Below are 24844 nucleotides of genomic sequence, written 5' to 3'. Positions count from 1 at the left end.
GTAGGTAAACACTCACAAGTTTGTATCCACAACTCAGGAAGAGGCAACGTTCATTGAATTTCCCTAGCCAACACCCGATTTCCCGCCGAACCATGCTCAAGCTTTTTGGTGCAGGAGCAGTCGTGGGGACGCTCGGCTATTCTCGTTTTGCAAAGCCACAGCCGACTGTATTTCAGAAAGACGCCCTCATCTTACCGACTCAAACTAGCCAACCTCGCAGCGTTGTAGTGGTCGGTGGCGGACTGGCGGGACTAGCCTGTGCCTACCAACTGAGCCAACGGGGCTTCAGCGTTACTCTACTGGAGCAGGCAGCCCAACTAGGTGGCAAGATTGCCAGTTGGAAAATAGAGGTGAATGGGGAGCCGTTGATGATGGAACATGGGTTTCATGGCTTCTTTCCCCAGTATTACAATCTCAACGGTCTGATTGCGGAGCTGGAGTTGGCTGAAAATTTTCGATCTCTGAACTCCTATGCTGTTGTTTATCGAGATCAAAAGTACCAGCCAGAAGTGTTCCGCCCCAGTCATTCGGCGTTCCCGTGGAATATCGTGGACTTGGCAATTGCTTCTCATAACCGTCTGCGCTGGAAGCTAAACCTGACCAAGATTGAACACTGGCAGGCTTTGCGGGAAATTGCCGGATTTAGCGTAGAAAGCAGTTTCCGACGGTTGGATGAGCTATCTATGACTGAATGGGTACAGAAAGGATTGCCTGAGGGACTCTACGACCTTTACTTCTTACCCTTTGCCAAGTCCAGTCTCAACTCCCCCGATGTTTTGAGTGCTGGGGAACTGATGCAGTTTTTCCATTTCTACTTTTTTGGCAATCCCGAAGGATTGGCATTTAATGGGACGCGGCAGGACATGGGTACAAGCTTGGTGCAACCGATTGCCCGCTCCATTATCAATAATGGGGGCAAAGTTATCACCCAGGCTAGTGTGACTAATATTCACTGGGAACAGGAAGGAATTGCCTCCCTCAGTTATCAAACGGGGAGTGGTGAAAATGGTGCTCCTCTATGGGTTGATGCTAATCCAGCCCTAAACCAGCAGTACGCTCAGGAGAAGCTGCGCTTTTACGGAGCGGGAGACCGGGTGTACGCCCTACCTACAAATAGTCAACAAGTTCTGTCTCTCTCTTGCACCCATCAAGGTTGCACTGTACAACCGACGGAGGATGGGGAGTTTCGTTGTCCTTGTCACGGTTCAGTTTTTGACCACGAGGGGCAGGTTGTTCGAGGCCCTGCCAAGCGGAATTTAGCGCGATTTAGCATTTTACAGCAACAGGGTGAGTCTCCTGAATCTGTCTTTGAACGTCTCCAATTGATTGCTGTTCAGTCGGAAAAATCTCCCACGCCAAGAACTGAAATCAGTGCAGATTACTACGTGTTTGCTACTGATGTGCCAGGAGTACAGCAGTTGTTTTCTAGGGCGACAGGTGATGTCCATCCCCAAGTGCGGCAACAGGTAGAAAAATTAGCGATCGCTGATCCTTTTGCCGTTTGTCGCTTCTGGTTCGATCGAGATTTCCCTTGGGAGCACAGCGACTTCACTTCCCTCTCTGGTTACCGCCTCACGGACAGCATTACCCTCTACCACCATATTCAAGATGAGTATATTGCTTGGGCAGCTAAGACGGGAGGTAGTGTCGTGGAGTTACATGCCTATTGCTACAAAGAGAAGGAGTTTCCCACTCAGGAGACCTTGCTAACGACCTTTGAGCAAGAGTTATACGAAATTGTCCCGGAACTGCAAACGGCAACTCTACTGCATCGGGAAGTCGTCAACCAAAAGAACTTCTCCGGCTACCCACCGGGTAGCTATGCCGATCGTCCCGAAACTTGCACGCCTGTTCCCAATCTTTTATTTGCAGGAGATTGGGTGAAGATGCCCTTCCCCTGCGGGTTGATGGAACGTGCCACCAGTAGTGGCTTATTGGCAAGTAATGCCATCTGCCAAGCCGAAGGCGTCCAGCGCCGGACTCTGCGCTCGGTCACTCCTAAGGGGGTTCTGTCATGAATTCTCCTGGACGTGCCGATATCCGCCAATTGGAGATTAACCTCAACCACTGGTATGTGGTTGCTTGTAGTCAGGAGGTGGGGGAGCAACCAGTCAGTGTGATGTTTTGGGAAGAAGCGATCGCGCTTTACCGAGATAGCAAGGGTCAAGTCCAGGCGTTGGAAGATCGTTGTCCCCACCGCTTTGTCAAACTGAGTCAAGGTCGTGTTGTAGAGGATGCCCTAGAGTGTGCTTACCACGGCTGGCAGATTAATCCCCAAGGGCAATGTAGCGCCGTTCCCTATCTAGCGGCTAATCAAAAGCTCCCCAGTTGTCGGATTCGCAGTTATCCCGTGCGAGAACAGGATGGTTTTATTTGGCTGTTTCCAGGGGAGCCAGCCTTGGCAGAGCATACCTCACCCCTGGCGATTCCGGAGTGGGAACACCTCAACTACATCGGTACAGTTTCGGTGATTGATGCCCAAGCCCACTTTTCCTTTCTGGTTGAGAATCTGATGGATATGTACCACGGGCATTTACATCAGAACTATCAGGCTTGGACGGGAGCAGTTTTAGAAGAAGTGGAAGAGACAAGCGATCGCGTTGATGCCCTCTACCACGTACAGAACTACTACCGCATTGACAAAATCTGGTCGGTTTCCCAGTTATTCTTCCCCCAACTGCGTCGTCTTCACCCGGATTTCCTCAAAGTCAGCTACATCTATCCCCACTGGACATCGGAATTAGGCAAGGATTTCAAGATTTACTGTCTGTTGTGTCCCATTAGTCCCCTACATACTCGCGCCTACCTAGTACATTTCACGTCCTTGAATGCCTTCACTAATCTCCACAAACTGCCTGATGATTTTCGTCGCTTTGTTAAAAATCGGCTGTTTGGCTCTGCTCAAAGTTTGTTGGATGGGTTGGTGCGCGAGGATGTGCAGATGATTGAGCAGGAACAGCAGGCTTATCTAAACCACCCGGAGCGATTTCCCTACGAACTCAATCGTGCTGTCGCTAGTGTGCAGCGCTTGATTCGGACACAAGCCGAGCGTTCTACAGCCTCTGTTGATCCGAAGTCCGAAATCCGGAGTCGCTAATAAATAGGTGCGCTTAAATAAACCCAATCCCTTTGTAAGGTAGGCATTGCTCAAAAAGAAGTTTTTGTCTGGATTCCCAGCTCTATCGCAGGCAATCCCACCCTACGCTTAATTAGATCCGGCTTGCCTTACAGGAATTTCAATAATAAACTCGGCTCCTTGTCCTAGGGAAGAATTGCAGGTGAGTTTTCCTTTATGTTTATCAACAACAATCTGATAGCTAATTGCTAATCCTAAACCCGTACCTTGACCTACTTCTTTAGTAGTAAAGAAAGGATTGAAAAGTTGTTTTTTGGTGGCTTCTACCATTCCGATTCCATTATCGGCAATGTTAATAATAACTGCGGATTGGTCGGCAGAAAGACTAGTGCGGATGTGAATGAATGGAGGGATGATAGCTGTAGTGGGAGTATTTTTTCTCTCTACTGACGCCTCTAATGCTTCAATGGCATTGCTGAGGAGATTCATAAAGACTTGATTGAGTTGTCCTGGATAGCAATGGACAAGGGGTAAATCGCCATACTCTTTAATAATGGAAATACCGGGATGATTTGATTTACCTTTAAGGCGGTTTTGGAGAATCATTAAAGTACTTTCAAGTCCCGAATGGATATCAACTTCCTTGCTATCAGATTCATCTAGGCGGGAAAAGGTACGTAGCGATTGTACAATTTCCCGAATCCGTTCTGCCCCCACTTTCATTGATTCCTGTAGCCGGGGAAGATCGGCAATTAAAAACTTCCAGTCAATGGCTTCCATCTTTTCTTTAATGGCGGCGGGAGGCTGGGGAAAGTGTTCTTGATACAGCTTCACTAGCGATAAAAGATCGTTAGCATAGCCTTCAGCATAGGTGAGGTTGCCGTAGATGAAGTTAACTGGGTTGTTGATTTCGTGGGCTACCCCAGCAACTAACTGACCTAAACTCGACATTTTTTCACTTTGGATCAGTTGTGTCTGGGTGCGTTGCAATTCGTGCAGGGTTTGTTCAATCTGTGTGGCTTGGGCTTGGGCTTGTTGGGCCGCCGCACGACTGGCATCATAGAGAGCAGCTTGATTGAGCGCGATCGCTAATTGGTCTGTTACTGCTTGCAGCAGTTCTACTTCACTATCTTGCCAGACATGTTCGCGATCGCAGTGAACGCAGCAAAGCACGCCAATTGCCCCGGAATGGGTCTGCATCGAGAGCATTAAAACGGCAGTATAGCCCAGCGCATTCAAAAACTTCTGAAACACCGGGTCACTCACTGCCTCGACGTTATCGATTCGCAGCGTTTCTCGATTCAAAAGCTTGCCTGCCAAAGGGCCGAGGATTTCTGCTGGATAGCGCCCCGCTAGGTCAGGAAGCAAAGAGTTTCGTGCTTCTTTCACGACTTCCCAGTAAGGGTTGACTGGGCGCGGATAGTACCAAGCAAACTGGCTACGGTCAACTTGCAGCAGTTGGTGAATTGACTCTACGGTGGTTTCAAGGATGGTGTTGAGTTCTAGGGAGTTGCGGATCTGGTTCGCCAGTTGATTCAGGAGGGCGTCTCGCTGCGCCTGTTCTCGCAGTTGCGCTTCTGACTGCCGCAAGGCTTTTTCCTGCGCCTTGAGAGCAGTAATATCTTGTAACATGGTGATGCCTGCGATGATGTCTCCTTGCTCATTTCTCACAGGCAGCACATAGGCTTGATAGATCTGTTCCCCCACGGGCAACTCAAACGTGCTTTCTCCCCCCGCTAGCGCCCCTCGATAAATGGGTTCTAACCATTCACACACTTCTGGCGACCACACATCCCAGAGGGTTTTGCCTTCCCACACCTGGGCAATACTCGTCATCACCGACTTGGAACCTTCTGCTAGGGTGTAGCACAAATCGGAGTCGAACAGCAGCACAAAACCATTAGGGATATTCCGGGCTAGGGTGCGGTAGAGTTGTTCGCTGTGTTGTAGGGCTTCTTCGGCGGCGCGGCGATCGCTAATATCTTGAACAACACTGAGAAAGTACTTTGGCTTCTTGGTGGAAGTACGAACTAAGGACACTGTAATTTGCACCCAAATCGCCGATTGATTTTTGCGGATGTAGCGCTTTTCTAAAGAGTAGGTGTGAGTTTTTCCGGTTAAGAGCGATCGCACATGCTCTAAGTCAGTGCCTAAGTCGTCAGGATGGGTGATGTCTGGGAAGGTTTTTGTCAGCATTTCCTCACGGCTATAGCCGACAATGTCACAAAACTTTTGGTTGACGCGGGTAAATCTACCTTCGAGATCCGCATAATTAATGCCCACCGCTGCTTGCTCAAAAGTCCTACGGAAGCGTTCTTCACTCTCCTGCACCTCTGCTTGTATCTTAGGGCGATCGCTCTTGCAGCAGGTATAGATGACGATCCCTCCCACTTCCCCCGTACTGGTGCGCCAGGGCTGCATCTCCCATTTCACCCAAACCTGAGTACCATCAGGTTTGATAAAATAATCCTCATCTCCTTGCTGCACTTCCCCCGCTAAACAAGCGGCGTGAATATCTTGCCATCGGTCTAAATAAGATTGAGTCGAGGCAGTTTCTTGGGGAGTATTTGGCTGTGGTGAATTGCTAGCTGATGCGGCTGATAAATTCCCCAATTTTCCAGTTTGAAAAAGAGGAAAGAGATCGTAGTGAGAGCAACCAATAATTTCTTGCTCTTCTAGTCCGTAATCTGCAAGCCAGCGATCAGAAGCCAGTAGGTAGCGCAGATTACAGTCAAGCATCGCGACAGCGGTAGGGGTATACCTCACAAATGCCGACAACAGCTCGCGAGTTGTTGATTCAGGGTCGGGGTTAGGCGATCGCATTAACTGAACGCTCGCTTTTATTTCAAAATTTTATTAAATGAACCAGCAGATTTTAAGTTTCTATTTTCTACTGATAGTATGATATTTTTGAAGCACTTATTCTCAGTAGATCTGCTGAAACTATAATAAACTAATGTTTCATGCTAATGATGGAAATAATTTTTGAGATTTAATAGCGTAGCTTTTTGATAAAAACAAAGTTAAACTTTCAGTCAATGTTATTAACAATTATCTAAAAGTTTAAATGCAAACGGTTGTTTTGTCCTAAATCTCCTAGTGAATTCTACTGTTTATGCAATCCTGACAAAAATAGTTTCCTAATAACAACTAACAACTGACAAAATATTGAAAGCCAAAACATTTATCTTCACTCATCTTTACTCATGATCCAAGATTCCACGACTGCTGTTGTTGAAACTGTTGATTGGTCGGGCTTGTTACAACAGGTGCTCGATAGGCGATCGCTATCTGGCAAACAAGCCGCTGACTTGATGCAAGGATGGCTAAAAGAGGAAATTCCCCCAGTGCTTTCGGGGGCGCTACTAGCGGCGATTCAGGCAAAAGGGGTTTCCGCTGAAGAATTAGCCGGGATGGCACAGGTATTGCAGTCCTTGTCTCTCTTAGCCACAGAAATTGCTCATCAGACGCCCGTTATTGATACCTGTGGCACCGGGGGAGATGGGGCATCAACGTTTAATATTTCCACAGCCGTTGCCTTTGTCGCCGCTGCTGCTGGGGTAGCGGTTGCCAAGCATGGCAATCGTTCCGCATCTAGTAAAGTGGGTTCTGCGGATGTATTAGAAGCCTTGGGCATAAAATTATCCGCCCCACCAGAAAAGGTACAATCCGCCCTTTCAGAAGTAGGAATCACCTTCCTTTTTGCTCCCGGTTGGCACCCAGCGATGAAAGCCGTTGCCCCCCTGCGGCGCACATTGAAGATCCGCACAGTTTTTAATTTCCTTGGCCCTTTAGTCAATCCCCTCCGCCCTACCGCTCAAATCATCGGCGTTTGCGATCCCAACATCTTGGCAACAATTGCCCACGCCTTGCAGCAGTTGGGAATGTCTCAGGCGATCGTTTTGCATGGACGGGAGAAACTAGACGAAGCCGGACTCGCCGATGCGACTGATTTAGCCTTATTAGCGGATGGAGAAGTACGCCTGACTAGCTTGCACCCTGAGGAGTTGGGTTTAACGCCAGCCCCTACTGGAGCATTGCGCGGTGGAGAGATTGAGGAAAATACCGCAATTCTCCGCGAGGTCTTACAAGGGAGAGGTACTCAAGCCCAGCAGGATGTTGTGGCATTAAATGCAGCTTTAGCTCTGGAAATAGGCGGCGTTGTTCCCTTAGAAGACCATGCTAGGGGGATTCAACTGGCAAAAGATATCTTGCAAAGTGGCGCGGCTTGGTCAAAGCTAGAGCAGCTCGTGCAGTTTCTCAGTTGAGGATGGCTTTGTCATCAACAAGTGCGATCGCTCCTCTTTTGTAGGTTGGGTTGATGGACGAAACCCAACACTCATCAACGCTTAGTTTCGCTTTGAGGTTATAGCGATCGCCCTACTAAAAGAAAGAGCGATCGCCATTGGTGGACAATAAACTTGATTTAAAAGTTTGTTCGTCAGTAAAGCTCAAGACAATCCCAAGTAGCACTATCAATCAGTTCTTGGATTGCCTCTGCCCCAGCTCGAAGTATTGCTTCCACTTTGCTTGTGGGTGTATTGCCACACCGTAGCCAAATTATCTTTGGTGGTGAACCATAAAGACGGCTTCTTTCTGCAAAGTCAGCATCCTGAGTAACAATACAAAACCCCTGAGTTTTGGCAAACTCCCAAATTTCGATATCATCTGCATCTGTAAGCCCGTGAAACTGAACGTGGCTAGCATCCGGGAAAATCTCAACCAACCGATTCACTAACTTTCGACTCAAGTTTTGGTCGAACAGCAGTTTCAAGTTTCACCTACTACAGCAGTTAAACGACGTTCTCGATCAGCGGCAAATTCAAGACAAGCTCTAATATCTTCCTCTGTTAACTCCGGAAAGTCATCTAAAATTTCTGCATGAGACATACCGACTGCTAACCAACCCAAAACATCGTACACGGTTATCCGCATTCGTCTGATACAGGGCTTACCGCCACGTTTCCCTGGCTCGATTGTAATGATGTTTCGATAGCTCATGGCAAAGTCAAGCTTAGTATTTCTATCGCCACTTTAGCCTAACTCCCGATTCTTTTGCTGCTATGAGTAAGGGCGATCGATCGCTCCTCTTTTGTAGGTTGGGTTAAGAGACAAAACTCAACATCCATCAACGCTTAGTTTCGCTTTGGGAAAGAGCGATCGCCTCACGAAAAAAAACAGCGATCGCATGGAATTTTTTTACTAAAAAACAGCGATCGCACTACTAACTATAAAAAGCGATCGCACCACAAAAAAAAGAGCGATCATTTGACTTTTAAGACAGTCGCTATGAACCTCGTAAGGTAAGCAATGTCCACCCAGTTTAGCCGTAAGATATCATAAAAGAGTTTCTGGAAGTCAGAGTAGCGAACGGGAAAAGAGAATATGCAAACAATCCTTTTAAGTCGCGAAGAGGTGGCAAGGCGTGCAAGACAATTGTACGAGAACAGCATCCGTCAACAAGTAGAGGTGGATGAGAACATCGGCAAGATGGTGATTATCGATTTTGAATCAGGAGACTACGAAGTAGATGAAACTGGGTTAAAAGCAGCCCGCCTCCTCAGCGAAAAACATCCAAACGCTCGTCTCTTCGGCATCCGCATTGGATACAATGTAGCTGTGTCATTCGGTGGAGTCATAGAGCGTGTCTACAAGTGATTTCTGGCATCGTGACTGATAGACACGCAACCGTCACGTTGACATTTCTCCTCACAATGCGATGATTGCACGGATAGGGCGATCGCTTAAGTCGAAAGTGCGATCGCTCCTCTTTTGTAGGTTGGGTTAAGAGATAAAACTCAACATCCATCAACGCTTAGTGTGGCTTTGGGGTTATAGCGATCGCCTTGCTCTGAATCGATGCCATCGTTGAATCCTTGTAAGACATATCGAATGCGAGCAGAAAGTTCATAAAGATGGTTGGAAGATTAATCGTCTGTCAGCAATCGTTCCAGTAAACTCGGTGCCACCCAAAAGCCAGCTTCTCGCAACTGTTCAAAAGTTGTCTCTAAATTTAGTAAACCAGCTCTGGCAGCATCTTTCAAAATACCCAAAAGTCCGATAATTGTTAATCCACGTTCCACAGCAATTTGTCTTGCTGCTTTGTCGTCCAAAATCACCAGATCGGCTTTTAGTTGTTCTGCAAGTAAAATTGCCTCTCGTTCACCCGGATCGAGTTTTTCCAGTTCAATACTTTGAAGTGTTTCGCTCGCTTGTATCTGAAGCCAGTCAGGAGGTTGAGTCATCCAATTTTTTACTACAGGTGGTGACTCAGACGCACTCAGCTCATCAGCAACAGTTTGAGGAATAGTGACAACGTTGTACAGGACTTGTAGGATTTCAATCTGGTTAATCAGCAACAAATAACAAATTGGAGACGTATCAGAGACGACAATCATTGCGCTCTGAATTCTTTAAGAGTTTGAAGATCTTGTTCTAATTCAGCTTCGTCATAGTTCAAATAAACACCCATCCGCTTCAAAAAGGCGTGAGTTTCCAGACGAGATGGTAACTGGAGTATTTGACCCACTTCAGCCGTGTTGGCTGTGCCACAGTGATAAGCATCGGCAATAATTATTTCTAGAAGCCTACGGGAGAGACTGCCTTGGGTTTGGTCTAACCGTTGGGCAATTTCATCGGGAATTTCAACGGTAATTTTCATCCTATATTTAGCTAATAAGTGTTAAGTCTATGGTAAGCGATCGCACTATCACACAAAACAGCGATTGGGCAGGTGTTAGAACAAGTGGCGTGTGAAGCTAGTGCGTAGTATGTCAGAGAATGCTAACCCTCTATCAATGATTGAGAGTTTAGGGCGACTAAAAGCTGCGTCTCTTGTTTATTGCAGAAGCTTACATAACCTCACTAGGTAGAGCATAGTCAGGGATGCAATTGTCCTGCATGTAAGTGCGATATTGAGCAACTTGGCGATCGCATTTTTCCTGGCTCCAAGTGCAATATCTCATCAAGATCTGAGTCACCACAGGTAATAGATCAAAACCATAATTTCCCTGGATTGCCAATATTGTGCGGCGGCGAATAATGTCTACTAAAGTCTGGGCAAACTCCGACTGTACGGCGTAGACAATTTGCGCTTTGATATGGGGTAGATTGGGTGCGATCGCTTCTGCTAGTTCTGGTTCTGAATCCGTCAGCGCTAAAACCTCCAAGGCTCTGGCTCCATAAACTGAAAACAGGTAGTGAATCGTTGCTGGGGCTAAGGAATTGCCATAGTTCTCTAATGCCTGTTGTAAGCGAGGATCACTGGGTAAAATCGCTCCTGGTAACGGTTTATCCTGAGTTGGGCAAGGCGGTGCCGAACGTCCCAGTTTCTTGTAAACCGCATCAACTATTTCTTCCCCTACTTGGCGATAGGTGGTAATTTTGCCCCCAATCAGGGAAATTAAGTTAGTCGCTTTCTCTGAACTGTGGTCATAGAGAATATGCTTGCGCGTGACGCTTCCCGGTTCTTTGCCCTCTGCATAAGGCAAGGGACGCACCCCAGAGTAGGTAAGTTTGACATCCTGACGAGTTAATTGAGCGCTGGGAATGATGCGGTTAGTTTCTGTTAGTAAGTAGTCAATCTCTTCATTGCTTGCCTTAATTTTATCGAGGTCACCTCGGAAGCGAGTATCAGTTGTGCCAATCAAAATCTTTCCTAACCAGGGGACGATAAAGAAAGGACGCTTGTCTGTTTTTGCTTCCACATACAAGGCAGAATCAGTCGGTGCGCCAGGAAAGGGATCGACAACAATGTGGCTTCCCTTGGTTGCACCAATTTTTTCTTTTTTACCAATGGGGTTGGGGGAAGGGAGTTCTGAGTCCTGAGCTTGCCCTGAGCTTCGCCGAAGGGTGCTGAGTCCTGAGTTTTGAGGAGTGTCAATCGTTTGTTGCTCCCCAGCACCCCGACTTTCTGAGAGAGTCACGCCTGAGTGCAACACTTGATCAACCCAAGGGCCAGAGGTATTAATGATGATGGCGCGATCGCCACTTTGAATAACCCACTCTTCCCCCGTTAGGCAATTTTTGCAGGTGAGGGCAACAATGCGATCGCCTCGTCGCTGCAACTGGGTGACTTCCACATAGTTCAGCACCGTTGCACCTGCTTTTTGAGCAGAGAGGATGTTTTCTAGTGCCAAACGCTCGGCGTAGGCAGCTTGAGCGTCGTAGTATTGGGCAGCACCTTGTAAATTTTCCGGATCGAGGTAGCGAAATAGTTGCTGAAACTTTTCTTTTGGCAACATCCGGTGGGGTGGCAGGCTTTTATCAAAGCTCAAGGTATCGTAAAGCATCATCCCGGCTTGGATTTTCCAGTAGGGACGAGAGCGATCGCCATAAATTGGGATCGTCAACAACAAAGGCTTAACGAGATGGGGGGCAGTATGCAACAAAATCTCCCGCTCCCGCAACGATTCCCGCACCAAAGCTAATTCAAAAGACTCTAGATAGCGCAATCCCCCGTGGATTAAGCGCGTTGACCAACTGGTTGTACCACTACAAAAATCACCCTTTTCTATCAAAATTGTTTTTAACCCTCGCAGCGCCGCATCCCGAATGACGCCAGCGCCATTAATGCCCCCGCCAATGACAACCAAGTCGTAAGTTTCCTTAGTAATAGTTTGTAAATTTCTCATGATTTAGTTCGAGTAACCTTTTATACCAAAAGTGTAGGCTTTGATTAAAAGACTGACGAAATTTAAATGTTTTAAAATGTGATGAATACAAACACTCCGCAATACATCCTGGCACTCGATCTCGGTACTACAGGCAACCGAGCCATTTTATTTGATTCGCAAGGAGCGATCGCGGGTCAAGCTTATAAAGAGTTAACGCAGCATTATCCCCAACCGGGTTGGTTAGAACATGACCCGGAGGAACTTTGGCAAGATACTCGCGCCTGTATGCGGCAAGTTTTCAAGGATACAGGTGTTGCGGCTGATTCTGTCGCGGCGATTGGTCTAACCGTGCAGCGCGAAACCTGCCTACTGTGGGACAAAACCACAGGTAAACCTCTACACAACGCGATTGTTTGGCAAGACCGCCGCACGGCTCCCCTGTGTCGCCAGTTAACTGAGCAAGGCAAAGCAGAGGATATCCAAGAACGCACGGGTTTAGTACTGGATGCCTACTTCTCCGCCACGAAACTTGCCTGGTTACTCGACTGGGTAAAGCGAGAGCGTCCTGAGGTAAATCTCGACAATGTTTTAGCCGGGACGATTGACACCTGGGCGCTGTGGAACCTCACAGGCGGGCAAGTCCACGCCACCGACCACAGTAATGCTAGCCGCACGATGCTAATGAATTTGGCACACCAAGAGTGGGATGAGGCGCTTCTAGATTTATTTGGTATCCCTGCTGCCATAATGCCTCAAATTCAGCCAAGTATGGGGATATTTGGGAAAACTGACCCGGAATTAGTGGGGAGAGAAATTCCGATTACCGCCGTGTTTGGCGACCAACAAGCTGCCTTATTTGCCCATGGTTGCGATCGCCCTGGCATGTTGAAATGCACCTACGGTACGGGTTGCTTTTTGATTGGTTTTACTGGGCAGGAATTAACGCGATCGCGCAACCAACTCCTCTCTACCATTGCCTGGACAAACGCCACCCAATCCGGCAAAACCGAGGTGAACTACGCCTTAGAAGGCGCAATGTTTACCACCGGAGCCAGCATTCAGTGGCTGCGAGATGGCATTCAACTAATTGATTCAGCGGCACAGACAGAACCCTTAGCGCGTCAGGTCAAGTCAACTAACGGCGTTTACTTCGTCCCAGCATTAAGTGGCTTGGGTGCCCCCCACTGGGATATGAGTGCCAGAGGAGCCTTTTTAGGCATTACAGGTGGTGTGCAGCGAGAGCATTTAGTTCGCTCCGTTTTAGAAGCGATCGCCTACCAAGTCAAAGAAGTCGTCGAAGCGATGAACAAAGACTGCAACACCGCCATCAAGCTCCTGAGAGTTGACGGCGGTGCCTGTCAGAATGATTTTTTAATGCAGTTTCAATCCGATGTCCTCGGCATTCCCGTTCAGCGTCCCGCTGTTCTGGAAGCCACCGCTCAAGGTGCCGCCTTTGGCGCAGGTTTAGCTGTCGGTTTCTGGGACAATTACAGTACCCTAGTGAAAACCCGCCAGATCGATCAAACCTTTGAACCCGGAGAGGGACAGCAAGCCGCTCAAGATCATTTCCAAACCTGGCTCAAAGCCGTCGAGCGATCTAAGAATTGGGTCGATTAGGGGCGGGTGTGAGGGGATGAGGAGATCAGGGGATTACTCTGCCCAGCCATCAGGTAACCCGCCTGACACTGAATTCCCGCTATTAAACCTTTGCTGACTCCAAGTGCGATCGCATCTGCTCGACGGGCGGCTGATTTATTTGAGACTGCCATACCTGCCAGTACGCCTTGAGACGTTTGACAAACCTACGGGGTTTTTCTGCATAAATTCGTTTACCCAAGGCTTTAGCAGATAGCTGTAACTCCATGCGGCGGCGGTCAATCAAACCAAGCAGGATATCCAGTTCAGCCTGTTCGCCTAATAGTTCTGGTTGATCCAAAAGTAACTGGCGAAGAACCACCAAGTCATGATCATCCCCCAGATAATCTGCTAGTTCTTTGGTTTGATTCGCCATCTCTTTGATCAAACCGGGCCAAATCGGTTGCAGAATCCGTAGTTGATACCACAGGTCTTTAACTCGCTTACGCCATTCGTGAAAGTTCTCTGCACTGGGTTTATTAAATGCTTGGGGAAAGTCCTTATAACCCTGGTGATAGACTTTCTTGAAGCCACCCTTTAAGGCTGACCAGTTATCAGCTTCAATCGGCAACGCCTTGATACGTTCCTGTGCTTCTAAAAGCATAAGAGCGGCTTTTTCTGTGGCATTATTTTGCTCAAATACGCGCTCATTCACGGTGCGGATCTGTACCATTAGCGCCTGACGCAGATCCTCAAAAGCATTAGGGGAAATATAATCCGCAAAATACTTAGTGAGTTTATTAAGGGTTTCTAGGTTGACCTGAGCATCACGCACGTCACTGAGGAGGCGACCCGCATCGCGAAAAGAAGCGTTTTCCCGGTGATAAATATCTTCATCAATTTCATCTCGTACAAGACGCAGCAAAGCTCTTATTTGCTTCAGGCGCTTACGAGCATCATGTACGGCTTCGTCTGGGCTGTCGTCAGTTTGATCGGTTAACTGAGCCACGGCTTTTTCAATCTGCTCATCTGCGATGCGCTTGATACCGTCAGGGACAGATTCGTCGGATTTAAGTTGATACGCCATGATAAAAATGTTTTGAAATTAGTAATTTGTAGGGGCAAAAATTGTGGATTCAATATCCTTTAGGGCTTTTTCGAGGTCATCATTGACAATTTGAATGTCAAATTCATCCGCTGCTGCAATTTCAGTTTTTGCACTAGCGAGACGTTTAGCGATCGCCTCGTTAGAATCCTGGGCGCGACGGCGAATCCGATCTTCTAGTTCAGCCACAGATGGAGGAAGGATAAAAATTCGCAGAGCAGCAGGAAATGTTTTTTTGAGCAGCCTAGCGCCTTGCAGTTCAATTTCTAAGATCGCCCAGTGACCTTGCTTGATTTGCTGCTCTACGGCTGAGCGAGGAGTCCCGTAATAATTCCCGGCGTACTGCGCCCACTCTATAAATTCACCCTGCGTCACCATTTGTTCAAATTCCTGACGGCTGACAAAGTGATAGTGTTTGCCGTTAACCTCACCGTGGCGGGGTTGGCGAGTCGTTGCAGAGATGGAAAGATACAGCTCTGGATGACGCTGTAACAGCATTTTCAATAGGGTGCCTTTTCCGACACCACTTGGGCCTGTCAATACGATTAGTCTACCTGCTTGCATAGGAAAAAGGCTGAGTTAGGCCGTACTGCTCTGACCGTCTTTGCTAATGACAAAGCGATGAGCAACTGTTTCCGGCTGAATTGCCGAGAGGATGATGTGGCTAGAATCAGTAATAATGACTGCTCTAGTACGACGCCCATAGGTCGCATCTATTAGCTGTCCGCGATCGCGGGCATCCGTAATAATACGCTTAATCGGCGCTGACTCTGGAGAGACAATCGCTACGACCCGGTTAGCAGACACGATATTACCAAAACCAATATTAATGAGTTGAATATCCATAACGAACGAAGGGCACTAGCCCCTTGAGGAGCGATTTAATCTTAATGGTAGCCAAAAAAAAGGTTTTATCAGCTTAAAAACAAACAGAACAAGTTATTTATCGGTTTTTTCATTAGGTTTTCTATGCCAGCCTTGAGATAGTTCCTTGCACCATCTGTTTATTCCCTCCTATGACTACGTCTACTTACTACCAGAGGTAGAGGTAAAGTTGAAATGAGATCTACTCAAACCAACTCCTGGCTATAGGACTAGGGAGTTTTGAAGAAGTTAATGGTGAAAATTCTCTTTGATTAATTCTTCCTTTGCAATACTTGTGAACCTACAACAATGAGAGAACGCCTCGCTGACTGGTTAGAAACGCATTGGGTAACTCCTGCTTATGCGGGTTGGTTGCTAGGAGCGGTCGCCGTTTGTTTTTTTGCTGCCGCCACTAATACGATGGCAGGCTGGCTGTATGTCCTGAGTGGCATCATTGTTGCCTTGTTAGTACTTGCCGCTATTTTGCCAGCGCGATCGCTACGAGGCATTGCCATCCGCCGTCAGGCTATTGCCCCGGTGAGTGCCGGAGATCTGCTCACAATAACCCTAGAAGTTGAAAATCAGTCTTCTAAACCCAAAAGCTTATTACTTGTTCAGGATATCTTGCCCTACGTCCTGGCTACACCCGTGAAGACGCCCCTAGAGTTTCTGCCTCCCCACAGCACCCATGACTGGACGTATTACCAAGCCGCTGAAAAACGCGGCATTTATAGATGGCAGGAGGTGCAGCTAAGAACAGCAGCCCCCCTGGGATTGTTTTGGTGTAGTCGCAGTTGGGAGGCTCCTGCAACCGCGATTGTTTACCCGACAGTCTTACCCCTGACGAGTTGTCCCCTTGTCGATCATATCGGTAGAGACGATAGTGCCCAATTTTTTAGCGATCGCCTTTCTCAGTCAGCCACAGAAGACCTGACTCGCTCTTTAAGACCTTACCGTGTAGGCGATCCTACCCGCCTAATTCACTGGCGCACTAGCGCTCGTTTCGGGCAATTGCAGGTGCGGGAGTTGGAAGTCTTTACTGGCTCTCAAGAGTTTGTCATTTGTCTAGATAGTGCCGGATGGGAACTAGACAACTTTGAGCAAGCCGTCATCGCCGCCGCTTCCCTTTACTTCTACGCTTGTCGCTGTCAGCTCAACGTGAAGCTGTGGACAGCTAGTAGCGGGCTACTACACGGCAACTCCGTAATTTTAGAAGCCCTCGCCGCCATTCATGCTCAGGAAGATAGTCGCCATGAGTCCCCTAGCCTTCCCCTGATCTGGCTCACCCAAAACCCGACCAGCCTCAACTCCCTAACCGCAGGTAGCCGTTGGCTACTGTGGCAGTCTCTCTCAATGGATTCAGGAAAACCTCCTAACCGTAACCATCCCGGCATCACCATCGATACTGAGGAGCCTTTGCAAAGCCAGTTGCAACGACCTCTGACTTGATGGGAACAGATGCAATCTCAGCAACATCTTCTCTCCCAAAAATATCAATGATTGGCTTGCCTCGTCCGGGTGCTTCCCACAGTCCCGCTAGTCCTCGGTTTTGCCATCTTTGCAGGGTCTGCCTGACTGTTTGTTGTGACTGTTGTAGATAAGCCGCGATTCTTGGTACTGCCCAGCCATTGGCGTTTAACCTCAAAGCTACTGCTCGCAGTTTCGTGCGCCTTGGTACTCCATTGGCGACACTTAGTTCATACAAGGTGCTGTCTTCTTCTTTGTTTAAGCTGATAAACCGTGGTGCAGGCATTCTTTAATTTAATTAATGGTTTTTCAGGTCTGATTCTATCTTCTGTTTTTTTAGATCCCTCTACTTATCAGCCAACTTAATCGCGTTTTATTTTTGACCCATTCCAAGTCCGAGCTGTCCTAGCGGCAGCAGCTAGCCGCTTGCCCATTGGGGAATCATAAGGATTGTGCCGCCTCAGTGTTCCCGATGTCGCAGAATGTCTAGGGCGCTATAAAAACCCCTTCTAGAACGCGCTAGAAGGGGCTTCATTTTTGATTGGGGGTTGTTTGTACCTTTGTATTAGGGCGTAACTGGCGATAGTACGAGGTGGCAGTGAACTAACTATGAAGAGTTAGCGATCGCTTATTCCTCTAGCCAGAGGCTAGGCAAACTCAAGGAAATTCCCCAAACTTACTAGCCCATACCTCCATCAATAAAATTATGAAACTTTTACTGTGAAAGACACTCATTCATCTGGATGAGTGGTTGGGTCTTTTTCAAACAGCTCAGTTCTTGTCCGCGAAGTTGGAGGCGAGCGCGTTTAGTCTAAATTCCCTGCTTTCTTAACAGCTTGTTTCAAGTCTTCAAAGGTAATATTACCCTCTTCATCTCGATACATCGCTAGCATTTCCTGGGGGCTAGTACCTGTTTCTGCTGAAATGACTGCATTTAACGCCGGGCTTAAAAAAAGCTCATTACTCGATACTTTGCCATCTTGATCGGAATCCAAGGTATTAAAAAGAGATTGAAGCTCTTGCTCAGTTGCCATAAATTTCTCTCTGAATTAATTTTTTCAATTCAATATCTCAAGATTTTGAAAAAACTGAGTCTGACTAAGGATATAGATGTAGTCCTAATCCTAAAAACTTAATCTATAGTAGCTGTTTTGACTAAGTTGTCTGTTGCCGTCGCCTGTAATAAGACGATTCAGACCCCCTTTTTCAACGTAAAGCCCGCCTTGAAGTCTCAGGCATTCGTAAAGGTTCTGAAGCCCTCATGCAATCCAGAGTTAATATGAAGCTAAGGCAGATCAGCCCTTCAGACACCGTGGCTCCTGGCTACATTGCCGTCGTTGAATTTGGCACTCCCAAAGCACGGATCGTGGAAAAATGCAGGACGTAGAAACCCTTCATCGAGAAGCAATGGGACAGAATCACACCCGTCCACATATGGCGTTCGTATCCGTAGTCGGTCGGTCGTTGTCTCAGCACCATCGCTTTCAGTTGCTGTTGCTGTTCTGGGGTTAACCGACTGAGCTTCTGATGCCGAACTAACGAGGAAGGAGTGAACACCCCCTAAACCAAACACTTCTCAATCGTGGCGATAACGGACTGCGCTAGGGCAGCTAGATGATAGCCCCCTTCTAAACCAAAAACAATGCGACGCGTCAGTTGCAGACAGTATTCTGTGAATAAGCCATAATCTTCCGGCTCTAATGCTATGCCTGCTAGAGGGTCAGCACTGTTGGCATCGTAACCTGCACTTACCAGCAGCAAATCCGGCTGAAAGTTGTGCAAAAACGGCATGACTTTCTCCTCGAACATCGGCTGGTAATCTACCAATTTGCTACCGATGGGCATCGGGATATTCAGCACATTGTTGTACTGTCCGCTCTCACTGGCGGCACCTGTACCGGGGTAGCAAGGCGATTGATGTAAGGAACAGTAGGCAATGTTGGGCTGGCTTTCGACAATGTCCTGGGTGCCGTTGCCGTGATGGACATCCCAATCTAGGATAGCAACGCGCTCTATATTGGGTTGCTGGAGGGCATAGTAAGACGCGATCGCTGCATTAGAAAATAGACAAAACCCCATACCCCGATTGCGTTCGGCATGATGACCCGGTGGACGCGCCAACACAAAAGCCGGGTTATTCGTCGCTATCACCCGGTCTACCCCATCTAACCAGGCATTCACCGCGAATAATGCCACCTGGTAGCTTTCTGGGGAAATAGATGTGTCTGCATCCAGCAGCCCACCACCACTACTGGCAATGCTCTTGACTAGGTCAATGTAGTTCTGAGAGTGGACTTGCTCTAGCAGGGGCATTACCGAGCGTTGCTCAACAGGTGTTGGTAGTTGCCACTCGATTTGATCGGCCCAAGTCGTCGCTTTCAATGCGCCCACAATTGCCCTCAATCGTTCAGGTCGCTCTGGGTGAAATCGACCAGTTTTGTGGTTGAGAAACTCATCAGAGTAAATAACTGGCAACATAGTTTTAGAAACCCCAGGGCAACACCATACTTTTAAAGATTTTATCTAAAATCAACCTTCCCGTATCAGGAAATCAACACATAAAGTGAGATTTGATGTTGAACTGACGTTTGGAAGTTGACTATAATTTAGCTAGCAAAATATTTCAAAATACAACTAACTACCCCTGCAAAAATTTTATTTCTGAAGGGGGATGCAATACATTTCAGCATTAATTGCAAGCGATAAATAAGCAATTTCAGTCATTCATAAAGGTGCTTTATGTTAATTTTTCATAACAGGCATGTCTAGGATAAAGCCTCAGTTTTAAGCTTAAGAATAAACTTCTTTTAATATCGGAATTGGCTCATGGAATGCAGGAAAGCAGCCGGACTCCTTGTTGGTTTGTTTTTGTCTACCTGTTTGTTTTGTTGGTTGATGACTAGTAACACAATTTTTGGCCCAATCGCAGTAACAACTTTCTCTATAGGAGGAATTTTGTTAATTAGCTCTCTGGGAATTATGGCTGTTACTATTTTAGATCATCAGCGCCTTGGCAAACATTAACAAGATTTCAGTCACTTATTTAAGCTAATTAAGTAGAGGAGAACACATCACCTGTGAAGCACTCTATTTTTAAAAATAGGTTCGTAGTCAGGGCTTAAGCTCTACTTTGGGGCGAAAGCCTTTTACAAATCTTTAATTATTTACACGTCCTACTTATTTAGGTTTTTTAAGCTCAATAACCCCAAAAATTTCTAATAATTTTAGTTATTAAAGTCGGTATTTAGTCAGCGGCGATGAATAAGTTTTGCAGAGCCAAGACTTCTATGCTGTAAGGCAATAACTCTTTTTATAGAATCTCTCTGACTCCACACCTACCGCCTCCCAGCAGCAGCGGCTGCCGAGAGGGTAATTGTGTTAAAATTTTAGAAGAAACAATCAATATTTGGCAACTATTTGAACGAAAAGTGGTATCTTTTACGGCTTTTCTCGTCTTAGCTGCCAAATTCTAATTTTTAATGGAGAAATTCATTCTATGAGTACATCCCAGGAGCGGATCATCCCTACGAATCTGCGGAATGAGATGTCCCAGTCTTACCTGGAATACGCAATGAGCGTAATTGTGGGTAGGGCTTTGCCAGATGCCAGGGATGGTCTCAAACCTGTTCATCGGCGGATTCTCTACGCCATGCACGAGCTAGGTTTAACACCAGAGCGCCCCTTTCGGAAGTGCGCTCGTGTAGTTGGGGAAGTATTGGGTAAGTACCATCCCCACGGAGATACAGCGGTGTATGACGCCTTGGTACGGATGGCGCAGAATTTTTCCATGCGCGAACCGTTGATTAATGGACACGGTAACTTTGGCTCAGTAGATAATGACCCCCCGGCTGCAATGCGTTACACGGAGTGTCGTTTGCACACTCTGGCAACCGAGGCGCTGCTGCGGGATATTGAGTCAGAAACAGTTGATTTTATTGATAACTTTGACGCTTCTCAGCAAGAACCCACCGTCTTACCCGCCCGTGTTCCTCAGTTACTGCTGAATGGCTCCAGTGGGATTGCCGTGGGGATGGCAACGAATATCCCTCCCCACAACCTAGGAGAGTTGATTGATGGATTGGTGGCACTGATCCACAATCCAGACCTCACGGATGTGGAGTTGATGAAGTATATCCCAGGCCCGGACTTTCCGACTGGGGGACAGATCCTCGGCACATCAGGAATTAGGGACGCATATACCACCGGACGTGGCTCGATTACGATGCGGGGTGTGGCAGAGATCGAGACACTTCAGCAGCGGGGGCGTCCAGACAAAGAAGCGATCATTATCACGGAACTGCCTTACCAGACCAATAAGGCAGGGATGATTGAGAAGATGGCCGAAATGGTCAACGAAAAGCGCCTAGAAGGGATTTCCGATATTCGAGATGAAAGCGATCGCGACGGGATGCGGATCGTGATCGAACTTAAGCGCGATGCCTACCCCCGCGTTGTTCTCAACAACCTCTACAAGCAAACGCCCCTACAGATGAACTTTGGGGCAAACATGCTGGCGTTGGTGAACAACGAACCACAGTTGCTAACGCTGAAGAAGTTCTTGAGCGTTTTCCTCGATTTTCGCATCGAGACGATTATCCGCCGGACGCAGTACGAACTGCGGAAAGCGGAAGAACGCGACCACCTCCTGCAAGGTCTACTGATCGCCTTAGATAATTTAGACGCAGTAATTGCCCTCATTCGCAGAGCGGCGGATACCGCTACAGCGCGACAGGGACTCATTGAGCAATTTGGACTCTCCGATGCTCAAGCCGACGCGATTTTGCAAATGCAACTGCGCCGCCTCACTGCCTTAGAAGCGGAGAAGATTCAGGCAGAACACGAAGAGTTACAAACGCGAATTGCCGACTTGAGAGATATCCTGGCACGGCGCGAGCGCATCCTAGAGATTATTGAAGCGGAAGTCGATCAGCTTAGAGCCACTCATGCCACTCCCCGGCGCACAGTCATCGAACTGATGGAAGGGGAGTTGGAGGATACGGACTTAATTGCCAACGAGCAAGCCATTATCATCCTGACGGAGCAAGGCTACATCAAGCGGATGCCCCTCAATACCTTCGAGGCACAAGCACGGGCAACTCGTGGCAAAGCCGCAACTCGGATGAAGGAAGATGACGGGGTGGAGCATTTCCTCACCTGCTGCGACCACGACAGTGTTTTGTTCTTTAGCGATCGCGGCGTCACCTACTGCCTGAAAGCTTACCAAATCCCCGCCGCTTCCCGGACAGCACGGGGAGTGCCGATTGTGCAGATGCTGCCCATACCCCGCGACGAAAAAATTACCTCCATCGTCCCTGTGATTGAGTTTGCAGAAGATGAGTATCTAGTGATGCTGACTCGCCAGGGTTACATCAAAAAGACTGCCCTCTCCGCCTTCAAAAGCATCCGGGCAAATGGCTTGATTGCTATTTCCCTAGAAGAAGGCGACCAACTGCGCTGGGTACGACGTGCCAGAGTCGATGACAGCATCATCATCGGTTCCCGTCAGGGGATGGCAATCCACTTCCTCGCCAATCACGATCAGTTGCGTCCTCTCGGTCGCGCCACCAGAGGTGTCCGGGCAATGAAACTCAAAGCCCAGGATGAGCTGATTAGTATGGATATCCTACCTAGTCAGGTGGTTGCCAATCTCGGAACTGCTGATGAGACGGACATTGAGGAGGAAACAGAAGACCTGAACGCCGAGGAAACCGCCGTTGAGGAAACTCTCGTCACCGCAGGACAAGGCCCGTGGGTGCTGGTTGTGACTATGGGAGGCTACGGCAAACGGGTGCCTGTGGGACAGTTCCGCTTGCAAAATCGCGCCGGAATGGGATTACTGGCAACGAAGTTCAAGTCTCACAAAAATAAGGATAAGTTGGCAGCCCTCCGCATCGTCAATGAAGATGACGAGTTGATAATTGTCACGACTCGCGGCATTATCATTCGTCAGGCAATTGAAGCGATTTCGCCCCAATCCCGCATGGCAACAGGGGTGAGAGTGCAGCGCTTAGATGAGGATGATGCGATCGCGGCTGTGGCTTTGGTTCCTCCCTCTACTGAAGATGAGCTAGAACTCGAAGAGAGTGATTAAGCTAAAAGCAGGTAGATAGGTAGAACAAAGTCCTTGTTAAAGACATCGAAGCTACTGTTGTCCCGTCAGTTGAACGGCTTCCAATTGGGAGTGGCTTTGACTGGCGGCGTGCTGATGGGAATAACGCCAGCCCCTGTAGAAGCTTGGGGGTTGGCGTGGATTGCCCTGGTTCCCCTGTGGGTTTTGGTTGTTAATGCCGCCAAACAGCAACATCCTTACAAAAGCGCGATCGCCCTAGCTGTAGCGTGGGGATTCGGCTATCACGGCTTGGCACTGTTTTGGGTTACGGGCGTTCACCCGATGACTTGGATGGGGGTGCCATGGTTGGCGAGTGTAGCGATCGCGCTTTTTTGCTGGCTTTTCATCACCTTCTGGGGCGTGGCGCTCGTGACATCCTGGTCACTGGGAATGGTTTTCTTGGAAAAGGCAAAAGCAAAGAAAACCAGGGCAAACGATTCTTTGTTGGTCTTAACTCGTGTCTTGGCTGGTGTCGCCCTTTGGTGTGGCTTGGAAGCTTTCTGGGGATTGGGGGCTTTGTACTGGACTTCTTTGTCCTATACCCAAAGTCCTCATAACCTAGTAATTTTACACCTCGGTCAGTTGTCGGGGCCAATGACAGTGACGGCGGCGCTCGTTGCGGTAAATGGCTTGCTAGCTGAAGCCTGGATTCGCTATCAAGAATTGCGCTTGAGAGGGTTAAAATCGGAAAATTCCCCCCTTAAATTTGTTGAAAAACCGACAACGCTGGTAATGGTGGCAACGGGGCTGTTAATTGTCCTACACCTGATGGGGCTGGGATTGTACAGTCGTGCTTTAGCTCAATCCCCAGAAACAGCCCTCAAGGTGGGAATTATTCAAGGAAACATCCCCAACACCATCAAGCTTTACGACGAAGGCAGACGCCGAGCAATAACAAACTACACCAACGGCTATCGCACCTTGGCAGATCAAGGAGTAGATGCCGTTTTAACCCCGGAAGGGGCTTTGCCGTTTTTCCAAAGTAAGCTTAGGGGTAGCGACTTTGTTTCGGCAGTGCGGGAAAAAGGTGTTGTGGCTTGGTTGGGAGCCTTTGGAGAACAGGGCAATAGCTACACCAACAGCTTGTTTACGATCGCCAGCGACGGTGAGATCTTCAGCCGTTATAACAAAGTGAAGTTGGTGCCGATTGGGGAGTATGTTCCCTTTGAGCGAGTTTTAGGGATGATTATTCAGCGGCTGTCGCCTTTGGAGGAACACCAAACGGCAGGTTTGCCGGATCAGGTATTTGAAACGCCGTTTGGTCGGGTAATCGTTGGTATTTGCTATGAATCAGCGTTTGCCAGTCACTTTCGCGCTCAGGCAGCACGGGGGGGTGAGTTTATCCTCACGGCTTCTAATAATGCCCACTACAGTCAAGCCATGCCAGCACAGCACCACGCGCAAGATGTGATGCGGGCAATTGAAACCGATAGATGGGCAGTCCGCGCTACTAATACGGGATATTCGGGAGTTGTAGACCCCCACGGCAGAACGGTGTGGATGTCTGATATCAATACTTACGAAATCCACGCCGATACCGTCTATCGCCGGAATACGCGAACTTTGTACGTGGGATGGGGCGATTGGCTGACGCCAGTTTTGGGGGTGTCGGCGTTAGGGTGTTGGGTTGTTTTTTACCGTCGATAAACCGAGAGCGTTGTCTAGGTTCAGTAAGATTATTTACGACTAACAGAAGAATCGCATCGCTTTTACGAGATGTTGTCTCTCATCTGTTGCACTCTGCTAAGGATTTTCCTCACTGTCTCGGCGTCGGGTGATTGGAGACGCTGAAATATCTCTAGGGATTGCTGCAAATAATCTAGTGCTGTATCAAAGTCTCCTTTATTGTCTGCTAACAACTGCCCCAACATTCCCAACGTCGCCGCTTTCCCTTGGAGATTACCAATGCGCTCTTCTATTTCTAAGGACTGCTGATAGTAAGCGATCGCTTGCTCAACTTCCCCAGTATCGGCGTAGATAGTAGCTAGATTGTGCAACGTCGCCGCTTTCCCTTGAAGATTACCAATGCGCTC

General features: G+C 48.1%; 21 protein-coding genes and 1 pseudogene. 8 read left to right on the top strand and 14 right to left on the bottom strand.

Annotated elements, in window-relative coordinates; all coding sequences use genetic code 11:
• The first annotated feature begins 92 nt into the window (after nucleotides 1-92).
• Nucleotides 93-2018, top strand: a complete 1926-nt coding sequence (locus AC5JR3_RS12375; protein WP_495846547.1) for an FAD-dependent oxidoreductase — start codon at nucleotides 93-95, stop codon at nucleotides 2016-2018.
• Nucleotides 2015-3097, top strand: coding sequence for an aromatic ring-hydroxylating dioxygenase subunit alpha (locus tag AC5JR3_RS12370; protein ID WP_495846365.1), 1083 nt, complete (start codon nucleotides 2015-2017; stop codon nucleotides 3095-3097). Before AC5JR3_RS12375 ends, AC5JR3_RS12370 begins: the two co-directional genes overlap by 4 nt.
• Before the next feature lie 108 nt (nucleotides 3098-3205).
• Here the strand turns inward: AC5JR3_RS12370 and AC5JR3_RS12365 are convergent, their stop codons facing one another.
• Nucleotides 3206-5899 carry a PAS domain S-box protein gene (locus AC5JR3_RS12365; protein WP_495846364.1) on the bottom strand — a complete coding sequence of 898 codons (2694 nt, stop codon included), beginning with the start codon at nucleotides 5897-5899 and terminating at the stop codon, nucleotides 3206-3208.
• Between the two features lie 383 nt (nucleotides 5900-6282).
• Between AC5JR3_RS12365 and trpD the strand changes: the two genes are divergently transcribed.
• Nucleotides 6283-7344, top strand: a complete 1062-nt coding sequence (gene trpD, locus AC5JR3_RS12360) for an anthranilate phosphoribosyltransferase (protein ID WP_495846362.1) — start codon at nucleotides 6283-6285, stop codon at nucleotides 7342-7344.
• A gap of 173 nt (nucleotides 7345-7517) precedes the next feature.
• On the opposite strand, the gene AC5JR3_RS12355 is transcribed toward trpD, so the two are convergent.
• Nucleotides 7518-7850, bottom strand: coding sequence for a DUF5615 family PIN-like protein (locus AC5JR3_RS12355; RefSeq protein WP_495846360.1), 333 nt, complete (start codon nucleotides 7848-7850; stop codon nucleotides 7518-7520).
• Nucleotides 7847-8077 (bottom strand): DUF433 domain-containing protein, encoded by a 231-nt coding sequence (locus AC5JR3_RS12350; protein ID WP_495846358.1) that lies wholly within the window; start codon nucleotides 8075-8077, stop codon nucleotides 7847-7849. The genes AC5JR3_RS12355 and AC5JR3_RS12350 overlap by 4 nt, the downstream gene beginning before the upstream one ends.
• Nucleotides 8078-8461: 384 nt before the next feature.
• Between AC5JR3_RS12350 and AC5JR3_RS12345 the strand changes: the two genes are divergently transcribed.
• Nucleotides 8462-8734: a hypothetical protein gene (locus AC5JR3_RS12345; RefSeq protein WP_495846356.1), complete on the top strand. Its 273-nt coding sequence runs from the start codon at nucleotides 8462-8464 to the stop codon at nucleotides 8732-8734.
• Between the two features lie 269 nt (nucleotides 8735-9003).
• Here AC5JR3_RS12345 and AC5JR3_RS12340 read toward each other — a convergent pair whose 3' ends face one another.
• From AC5JR3_RS12340 to AC5JR3_RS12330, 3 genes are all read right to left on the bottom strand, one after another.
• Complete coding sequence (locus tag AC5JR3_RS12340) at nucleotides 9004-9474, bottom strand: PIN domain-containing protein (protein ID WP_495846354.1); 471 nt, start codon at nucleotides 9472-9474, stop codon at nucleotides 9004-9006.
• The gene (locus AC5JR3_RS12335) at nucleotides 9471-9737 is read right to left on the bottom strand and encodes a UPF0175 family protein (protein ID WP_495846352.1); all 267 of its coding nucleotides are present in this window, start codon (nucleotides 9735-9737) and stop codon (nucleotides 9471-9473) included. Before AC5JR3_RS12335 ends, AC5JR3_RS12340 begins: the two co-directional genes overlap by 4 nt.
• A gap of 190 nt (nucleotides 9738-9927) precedes the next feature.
• Complete coding sequence (locus AC5JR3_RS12330; RefSeq protein WP_495846350.1) at nucleotides 9928-11709, bottom strand: glycerol-3-phosphate dehydrogenase/oxidase; 1782 nt, start codon at nucleotides 11707-11709, stop codon at nucleotides 9928-9930.
• An 81-nt stretch (nucleotides 11710-11790) separates the two neighbouring features.
• Here AC5JR3_RS12330 and glpK point away from each other — a divergent pair, with 81 nt between their 5' ends.
• Nucleotides 11791-13308, top strand: coding sequence for a glycerol kinase GlpK (gene glpK / locus AC5JR3_RS12325; protein ID WP_495846348.1), 1518 nt, complete (start codon nucleotides 11791-11793; stop codon nucleotides 13306-13308).
• Nucleotides 13309-13390: 82 nt separating this feature from the next.
• On the opposite strand, the gene AC5JR3_RS12320 is transcribed toward glpK, so the two are convergent.
• The 3 genes from AC5JR3_RS12320 to remA are packed head-to-tail and all read right to left on the bottom strand — an operon-like array spanning nucleotide 13391 to nucleotide 15217.
• Nucleotides 13391-14353, bottom strand: a complete 963-nt coding sequence (locus AC5JR3_RS12320) for a CHAD domain-containing protein (protein ID WP_495846346.1) — start codon at nucleotides 14351-14353, stop codon at nucleotides 13391-13393.
• Between the two features lie 18 nt (nucleotides 14354-14371).
• Complete coding sequence (gene gmk / locus AC5JR3_RS12315) at nucleotides 14372-14935, bottom strand: guanylate kinase (protein ID WP_495846344.1); 564 nt, start codon at nucleotides 14933-14935, stop codon at nucleotides 14372-14374.
• Between the two features lie 15 nt (nucleotides 14936-14950).
• Nucleotides 14951-15217 carry an extracellular matrix/biofilm regulator RemA gene (remA, locus tag AC5JR3_RS12310; protein ID WP_495846342.1) on the bottom strand — a complete coding sequence of 89 codons (267 nt, stop codon included), beginning with the start codon at nucleotides 15215-15217 and terminating at the stop codon, nucleotides 14951-14953.
• A 327-nt stretch (nucleotides 15218-15544) separates the two neighbouring features.
• Between remA and AC5JR3_RS12305 the strand changes: the two genes are divergently transcribed.
• Complete coding sequence (locus AC5JR3_RS12305) at nucleotides 15545-16684, top strand: DUF58 domain-containing protein (RefSeq protein WP_495846340.1); 1140 nt, start codon at nucleotides 15545-15547, stop codon at nucleotides 16682-16684.
• Here AC5JR3_RS12305 and AC5JR3_RS12300 read toward each other — a convergent pair.
• From AC5JR3_RS12300 to AC5JR3_RS12285, 4 genes and pseudogenes are all read right to left on the bottom strand, one after another.
• Entirely contained in the window at nucleotides 16629-16988 is a 360-nt protein-coding gene (locus tag AC5JR3_RS12300) for a helix-turn-helix domain-containing protein (RefSeq protein WP_495846338.1), read from the bottom strand. The genes AC5JR3_RS12305 and AC5JR3_RS12300 overlap by 56 nt on opposite strands.
• A gap of 520 nt (nucleotides 16989-17508) precedes the next feature.
• A complete protein-coding gene (locus tag AC5JR3_RS12295; RefSeq protein ID WP_495846336.1) occupies nucleotides 17509-17736 on the bottom strand; it encodes an EF-hand domain-containing protein in 228 nt (75 codons plus the stop codon).
• A 376-nt stretch (nucleotides 17737-18112) separates the two neighbouring features.
• A pseudogene (locus AC5JR3_RS12290) lies at nucleotides 18113-18238 on the bottom strand (IS630-like element ISAcma32 family transposase); the annotation flags it as partial.
• 24 nt (nucleotides 18239-18262) lie between these two features.
• A complete protein-coding gene (locus AC5JR3_RS12285; protein ID WP_495846334.1) occupies nucleotides 18263-19180 on the bottom strand; it encodes a histone deacetylase family protein in 918 nt (305 codons plus the stop codon).
• Between the two features lie 1018 nt (nucleotides 19181-20198).
• On the opposite strand from AC5JR3_RS12285, the gene gyrA reads away from it, so the two are divergent.
• Together gyrA and lnt are read left to right on the top strand one after the other, a co-directional pair.
• A complete protein-coding gene (gyrA, locus tag AC5JR3_RS12280) occupies nucleotides 20199-22793 on the top strand; it encodes a DNA topoisomerase (ATP-hydrolyzing) subunit A (RefSeq protein ID WP_495846333.1) in 2595 nt (864 codons plus the stop codon).
• Between the two features lie 114 nt (nucleotides 22794-22907).
• On the top strand, nucleotides 22908-24458 hold the full coding sequence (lnt, locus tag AC5JR3_RS12275) for an apolipoprotein N-acyltransferase (RefSeq protein ID WP_495846546.1): 1551 nt from the start codon (nucleotides 22908-22910) through the stop codon (nucleotides 24456-24458).
• Nucleotides 24459-24520: 62 nt separating this feature from the next.
• On the opposite strand, the gene AC5JR3_RS12270 is transcribed toward lnt, so the two are convergent.
• Nucleotides 24521-24844: tetratricopeptide repeat protein (locus AC5JR3_RS12270; protein ID WP_495846331.1), on the bottom strand; the 324-nt coding region annotated here is incomplete at its 5' end.

It is taken from the genome of Kastovskya adunca, assembly GCF_059505785.1.
The sequence above is the reverse complement of the archived record's forward strand: the minus strand, read 5'-3'. Positions and strand labels throughout refer to the sequence as shown.

Excerpts from the sequence above, each read along its gene's own strand:
- AC5JR3_RS12330 (WP_495846350.1), bottom strand. The coding sequence starts at position 11,709 with ATGAGAAATTTACAAACTATTACTAAGGAAACTTACGACTTGGTTGTC.
- AC5JR3_RS12340 (WP_495846354.1), bottom strand. The coding sequence starts at position 9,474 with ATGATTGTCGTCTCTGATACGTCTCCAATTTGTTATTTGTTGCTGATT.
- AC5JR3_RS12335 (WP_495846352.1), bottom strand. The coding sequence starts at position 9,737 with ATGAAAATTACCGTTGAAATTCCCGATGAAATTGCCCAACGGTTAGAC.
- gyrA (WP_495846333.1), top strand. The coding sequence starts at position 20,199 with ATGAGTACATCCCAGGAGCGGATCATCCCTACGAATCTGCGGAATGAG.
- glpK (WP_495846348.1), top strand. The coding sequence starts at position 11,791 with ATGAATACAAACACTCCGCAATACATCCTGGCACTCGATCTCGGTACT.
- AC5JR3_RS12375 (WP_495846547.1), top strand. The coding sequence starts at position 93 with ATGCTCAAGCTTTTTGGTGCAGGAGCAGTCGTGGGGACGCTCGGCTAT.
- AC5JR3_RS12320 (WP_495846346.1), bottom strand. The coding sequence starts at position 14,353 with ATGGCGTATCAACTTAAATCCGACGAATCTGTCCCTGACGGTATCAAG.
- AC5JR3_RS12370 (WP_495846365.1), top strand. The coding sequence starts at position 2,015 with ATGAATTCTCCTGGACGTGCCGATATCCGCCAATTGGAGATTAACCTC.
- AC5JR3_RS12300 (WP_495846338.1), bottom strand. The coding sequence starts at position 16,988 with ATGCCTGCACCACGGTTTATCAGCTTAAACAAAGAAGAAGACAGCACC.
- trpD (WP_495846362.1), top strand. The coding sequence starts at position 6,283 with ATGATCCAAGATTCCACGACTGCTGTTGTTGAAACTGTTGATTGGTCG.
- AC5JR3_RS12305 (WP_495846340.1), top strand. The coding sequence starts at position 15,545 with ATGAGAGAACGCCTCGCTGACTGGTTAGAAACGCATTGGGTAACTCCT.
- gmk (WP_495846344.1), bottom strand. The coding sequence starts at position 14,935 with ATGCAAGCAGGTAGACTAATCGTATTGACAGGCCCAAGTGGTGTCGGA.
- AC5JR3_RS12295 (WP_495846336.1), bottom strand. The coding sequence starts at position 17,736 with ATGGCAACTGAGCAAGAGCTTCAATCTCTTTTTAATACCTTGGATTCC.
- remA (WP_495846342.1), bottom strand. The coding sequence starts at position 15,217 with ATGGATATTCAACTCATTAATATTGGTTTTGGTAATATCGTGTCTGCT.
- AC5JR3_RS12285 (WP_495846334.1), bottom strand. The coding sequence starts at position 19,180 with ATGTTGCCAGTTATTTACTCTGATGAGTTTCTCAACCACAAAACTGGT.
- AC5JR3_RS12350 (WP_495846358.1), bottom strand. The coding sequence starts at position 8,077 with ATGAGCTATCGAAACATCATTACAATCGAGCCAGGGAAACGTGGCGGT.
- lnt (WP_495846546.1), top strand. The coding sequence starts at position 22,908 with ATGGGAATAACGCCAGCCCCTGTAGAAGCTTGGGGGTTGGCGTGGATT.
- AC5JR3_RS12345 (WP_495846356.1), top strand. The coding sequence starts at position 8,462 with ATGCAAACAATCCTTTTAAGTCGCGAAGAGGTGGCAAGGCGTGCAAGA.
- AC5JR3_RS12365 (WP_495846364.1), bottom strand. The coding sequence starts at position 5,899 with ATGCGATCGCCTAACCCCGACCCTGAATCAACAACTCGCGAGCTGTTG.